Source organism: Microcystis sp. M53602_WE12, from assembly GCF_030065455.1.
Lineage (GTDB): Bacteria > Cyanobacteriota > Cyanobacteriia > Cyanobacteriales > Microcystaceae > Microcystis > Microcystis aeruginosa.
Genome location: NZ_JASJFB010000135.1, coordinates 1 through 5,326, shown reverse-complemented (window position 1 = coordinate 5,326; position 5,326 = coordinate 1). Strand labels below are relative to the sequence as shown.

The 5,326-nt window shown below is 43.1% G+C and carries 5 protein-coding genes and 1 pseudogene; 4 read left to right on the top strand and 2 right to left on the bottom strand.

The genetic code is table 11. The annotated features are described in order from the left end of the window. The first annotated feature begins 105 nt into the window (after positions 1-105). A complete protein-coding gene (locus PX482_RS05415) occupies positions 106-447 on the top strand; it encodes a hypothetical protein (protein WP_288028097.1) in 342 nt (113 codons plus the stop codon). A gap of 36 nt (positions 448-483) precedes the next feature. Here the strand turns inward: PX482_RS05415 and PX482_RS05410 are convergent. Then, positions 484-915, bottom strand: a pseudogene (locus PX482_RS05410) (hypothetical protein); the annotation flags it as partial. A gap of 121 nt (positions 916-1,036) precedes the next feature. Here PX482_RS05410 and PX482_RS05405 point away from each other — a divergent pair. Together PX482_RS05405 and PX482_RS05400 are read left to right on the top strand one after the other, a co-directional pair. Further along, a complete protein-coding gene (locus PX482_RS05405; protein ID WP_288096355.1) occupies positions 1,037-2,026 on the top strand; it encodes a DUF389 domain-containing protein in 990 nt (329 codons plus the stop codon). Between the two features lie 86 nt (positions 2,027-2,112). After that, positions 2,113-2,376, top strand: coding sequence for a DUF3146 family protein (locus PX482_RS05400; RefSeq protein WP_002733391.1), 264 nt, complete (start codon positions 2,113-2,115; stop codon positions 2,374-2,376). 12 nt (positions 2,377-2,388) lie between these two features. Here PX482_RS05400 and PX482_RS05395 read toward each other — a convergent pair whose 3' ends face one another. Then, positions 2,389-3,600: an RNA-guided endonuclease InsQ/TnpB family protein gene (locus PX482_RS05395; protein ID WP_288096352.1), complete on the bottom strand. Its 1,212-nt coding sequence runs from the start codon at positions 3,598-3,600 to the stop codon at positions 2,389-2,391. Between the two features lie 389 nt (positions 3,601-3,989). On the opposite strand from PX482_RS05395, the gene argC reads away from it, so the two are divergent. Next, positions 3,990-5,051: an N-acetyl-gamma-glutamyl-phosphate reductase gene (argC, locus tag PX482_RS05390; RefSeq protein WP_190720189.1), complete on the top strand. Its 1,062-nt coding sequence runs from the start codon at positions 3,990-3,992 to the stop codon at positions 5,049-5,051. Positions 5,052-5,326 lie beyond the last annotated feature (275 nt).

Genomic DNA, 5,326 nt, shown 5'->3' with positions numbered 1-5,326 from the left:
ATCGTTGTTAAATAAAAATCTTTCTCAATTAATTCTTAAGAATTTGTAAATATTGCGAAATGTTAATTTAAATATTCTCAAGTTTTTGGAGTCAATAAATAATTTTTGCTTATCTTTGGTGCACATTGGGTTAGAAGTAGGGAGTTAGGAGACAGGAGACTCCGAGACAGGAGACAGGAGACTCCGAGACAGGATTCAGGAGTCAGGAGACAGGAGGCAGGAGACTCCGAGACAGGAGGCAGGAGACTCCGAGACAGGAGATTATTTTTTTTATTCTCCCCACTACCCCACTACCCCACTTCCCCACTTCCCCACTTCCCCACTTCCCCACTTCCCCACACTCCACACCCCACACCCAACACCCCACACCCCACTTCCCCACTGCCCTCTCCGGTACTCCGGTGCGCCCCTCTCCCTGCTGCCATCTACTGGAGGGTTATAGCGTGAAAACGCTCAAATAGCTCCTCGCGGGCGGATTCGATTGATAATAGCCGTGCGCTGCAAAGGAGGCAAGAAATAGACCCCTTCGGGCCAATTCGGGTCTAAGGCCGCCCCAAAACCGTTTAATATAGTCTCACTAACCAGAGGCGCAAGAATCCATAAACGGGGCAAATTTTCCTGATTGTAGGGGCTATTTTCTCGTTTGGCCTGTCGCTGTAGTTCAGCAAAAACGGCGGTTAATTTCGAGAGACAATTACGCACATCGGCACGAGTGGGAGAATTACGATCGGGTTCTAGGAGAGGGTTCTTTAGGGCAATTTGACCTAATAATCCTAGATTATCGACAGTTATTTGCCCCTCTGGATGAGGCGAAAAAAATAGATCAATCTGTCGGGTTTCGTCGGTAATTTCTTTGCTAATTTCTACTTGGCCTAGGGGCGTTAACGAAGGCGGTCGGCAGATGGCAGCGGGCAGGAGGTTTCATCAATCGAGGCGAAGAAAAAACGGTAAGATTAGTTAAAGAAAATGATACAAATATACATTGATTAGACAAAAAAAGCTATAAGTAAAAGAAAAGTCAATCTTCCTCAGCCCCATGACGAGAAAAGAACGGCCCCACTCGTGGTTCTCAAGAAAACCCTTGACCTGGCAACAATCGCGGACTATGTGGCGCGATTTATGGTTAGAAGCGTCCCTCGATTTTCCCTATCTAGCTTTGATTGTCAGTTCTTGTGCGATCGCTACCTTTGGCTTAGTCGCCAATAGTGCGGCCGTGATTATTGGGGCGATGATTATTGCCCCTTTGATGTTGCCGATTCGTAGTCTGGCTTTTGGTGGTTTAATTGGCAGTTGGCGATTAATTCGTAAGTCGGCCTTGGCGATTTTAGTTGGTACGATCATCGCTTTAGCGATAGCTTGGTTGCTAGGATTATTGATCGGAATTTCCGAATTTGGTAGTGAAATTCAGGCCCGTTCTCAACCGAATCTTTTAGATTTAGGAGTAGCAATTACGGCGGGGGCAATCAGTGGTTATGCCAAAATAGAACCGAAAATTTCAGGTACTTTAGCGGGAACAGCGATCGCCGTGGCTTTAATGCCGCCAGTTTGTACGATTGGTTTAGGATTATCCCAAGGGAATTGGGTCTTAAGTTTGGGGGCAACTCTGTTATATATTACCAATTTATTAGGCATTGCTCTCTCCTGTTTGTTGGTCTTTTTGCTGGCTGGTTATTCTAGTTTTCATCGGGCGCGTAACGCTCTAATTTTGACTTCTATCCTGACAGCAGTTTTGCTAATTCCCTTAGGAATAAGTTTTGCAACTCTGGCCAATCAAGCTCGCTTAGAAAGGTTGCTCAAAAAAGCTTTATTACAACGAACGATTACTTTTCAACGGGCAGAATTATTGGAATCTTCGATTAATTGGCTCAAGCAACCTCCCCGGGTGAGATTAGTAGTAAGAACTGCGGAAAGTATTACCCCCAGACAGGTAGAATTGTTGGAAGAATTCATTACTAAGGAAATGGGGCGACCTTTTCAATTAAATGTCTTGGTTTCTAAGGTTAATGAAGTCACTGCCCCAGAATAAAGTCGAGAAAATTAGCTCAAGTAATGACAAACAAGGATTAATTCGTTATCTTAATGTTTGATATTTAATCTATAGGTAGGGTTCAGGTGAGTGGCGGCAATCGACCAGAAAGCACGGCTTATGTGCGGATAATTAAGCAATCTTGGCAAACGGGGAAATTAGAGGGAGAAGTGCGGACGGAACAATATCAATGGCGTTTTCAATGGCATTTTCTTCAAGGCAAGTTATTAGTACAACCTTCCCTAGGTAGGGCTTTGATTTTTGAACCCTTGAATCGGTTTTTAGAACGCTACGATTATCAATTAGAACCGGGAGGAGATTATGAATTTACAGTGCGCTCAAAATTTTGACACTCCCGTTGCCTAAAGGCGTGGGGATTCTTGGTTCACCGAGATCACTTGCTTAGACAGAATCGCTTCTGAAAAAGTAGAGGTATTCTCTCCCCAAGCGTTTATCGGGTCTAGCCCGAAAGTTCCCGTATGCCCTACGGTACTTAACCCTTTTTTAAGGATATTGATAGCGGCGTTTTCATCCCTGTCCAAAACACACCCACATTTGCACTGATGGGTTCTAGTCGATAAAGATTTTTTAATAACTTCACCACAGTTTGAACAGTTTTGACTTGTATAGTTCGGTGGGATAGCAATTGTTATCTTGCCGAATTTAAGTCCAAAATATTCTATCCATTCTCGAAACTGATACCACGCCGCATCATTTATCGATTTAGCTAAACAATGATTCTTGACTAAGTTCTTAATTCTTAAATCCTCGTAGGCTATCACATCGTTAGAGTGAACTACGCACCTTGCTAACTTTACAGCAAAGTCTTTACGTTGCCTACTTATTTTAAGATGAGCCTTAGCTAATCTTTGTCTAGCTTTTTGACGATTTTTACCTCCCTTTTTCTTTTTAGATAACCGTCTTTGAAGCCGCTTTAATTTTTTCTCGGACTTTCTCAAGAATTTAGGATTGTCAACTTTATTACCCTCGTGGTCAGTATAGAAAGAAGCTAACCCCACATCTAAGCCGATACACTTACCTGATGGTTCAACATCTTCTTTAACATCACAAGAAAGAACAAACTGGCAATAATAACCATCGGCTCTATGAACTAATCTAACCCGTTTAATGTCAGACTGTTGAAAGTATCCTAAGTCCCAAGTCCCTTTTAGTTTAAGTGTTCCAATCTCCTTTTTATCACTGAAATGGATGGTTTTAGGATTAAGAAGCTTCCATCCTGTTGTTTTATACTCAACGGAACGGGAAAACTTCTTAAACTGAGGATAGCCTTTCTTTCCTGCTACCTTCTTTTTACAATTATCAAAGAAACGGGAAATAGAAGACCATGCTCTTTCAGCCGATGCTTGCCTTGCTTGGGAATTTAACTCACCAGCAAATTTAAAGTCGTGCGCTAAAACCCGACAATAAGCCGATAGGTCGTATTTATCCACACCCTTGTTATCCATCCAACACCTTAGGCATTTATTACGGATGAATTGAGCGGTGCAAATAGCATCGTCTATAGCTTGATATTGTTTTGTTTTAGCCTCAACTTTAAATTCTAGAACAAACATTTACGCTAGGCTTGACAGCATAAACTTAGTTTAGCACACTTAAGACTAAATTGACAACCTATCATTGAAAAACCGCCCGGTCGTGCGGGGAACCTTAAACCCAAATTTTCGGTAAATATGGGGGATTGAATTACAGCTTTTCTCCTGAGGATGAAGTTTAACCTAATTTGGCATCATCTCCCGATGACAGATTCCCTCAAAGGAAAACTTCGTACCTCATCATTAAGATAACCGCCTATTGATCAAGAGAAATTGACGGTTTATGGACAACCCGGCCGAGATACTAGATTTTTACAGGAAGTTTTTTGATTTAAATCCTGCCGGTTAGGCTAAAATTCGGCCATAGCAAAGCGTTATATTAACGATAAGAATTTTTAGGAACAAGGGAAATGACGCAAGGACAGAAGGTTTCAGTGGGTATTGTCGGCGCTTCGGGATATGGTGGCGTACAGTTGGTACGTTTGCTCAAAGAACATCCCCTTGTCGAATTAGTCTATCTGGGGGGCGATAGTAGCGCCGGAAAACCCTACAGTGATTTATATCCCCATCTCGGTCATAGTATTAATCTTAATGTGGAGGCGATCGATTTAGAGACAATTGCCTCCCGTTGTCAAGTGGTTTTCTTGGGTTTACCCAATGGTTTAGCCTGTGATTTAGCCCCTCCTTTGCTCGCTAAAGGGTGTAAAGTCTTGGATCTGTCGGCAGATTATCGTTTTACTAGCCTAGAAACCTATAGTAAATGGTATGGCAAGGAACGTCAGGATCAAGCGATCGCATCTACGGCTGTGTACGGTTTACCGGAACTTTATCGGGAAGATATTAAAAATGCCTCTTTGATCGGTTGCCCCGGATGTTATCCTACTGCTAGTTTAATGGCGATTTCTCCCCTGTTAAAACAGGGTTTAATTCTCCCGGAAACCACGATTATTGATGCCAAATCGGGAACTTCGGGAGGGGGAAGACAAGCTAAGATTAATATGTTATTGGCAGAAGCAGATAATTCGATCGGGGCCTATAATGTAGCGGGAAAACACCGTCATACTCCCGAAATCGAGCAGATTTGCAGTGATTTAGCCGGTCATGAGGTGCGCGTTCAGTTCACTCCCCATTTAATGCCCATGGTCCGAGGTATCCTGTCCACAGTCTATGCAACTTTGCGGGATCCCAATCTGGTGCGGGATGATTTAATCACTATCTACAATGCTTTTTATCGCGCTTCTCCCTTTGTCAAAATCCTACCGGGGGGAGTCTATCCACAAACTAAATGGGCCTGTGGTACTAATTTATGTTATCTCGGTATTGAAGTGGATCCGAGAACCGATCGAGTGATAGTGATGTCAGCGATCGATAATTTAGTTAAGGGACAATCGGGACAAGCGGTACAATGTCTTAATCTCATGATGGGTTGGGAAGAATCCCTTGCTTTGCCGCAAATGTGTTTTTATCCTTAAAAATTCCTGGATGCGTTTAACCGGGTACATCTCATTTTTGTAAATCTACTGAGTTGGGATTTTTAAAGGGAAACTATCTGCTAAAATTGGTCATTACTTCCGATTTTATCACTCAATCCAAGCCTTTGGGGGGTTCTACCCCCCAAACCCCGGAGCGCATTAGTTTTTCGGTGGGATGCTTACACGCAGCTGCTGATACATTTGTAATTAGGGTTTGCTGAAAAAGCTTTTCCTGGGGGCAGGGTGTGGGGTGTGGGGTGTGGGGTGTGGGGTTT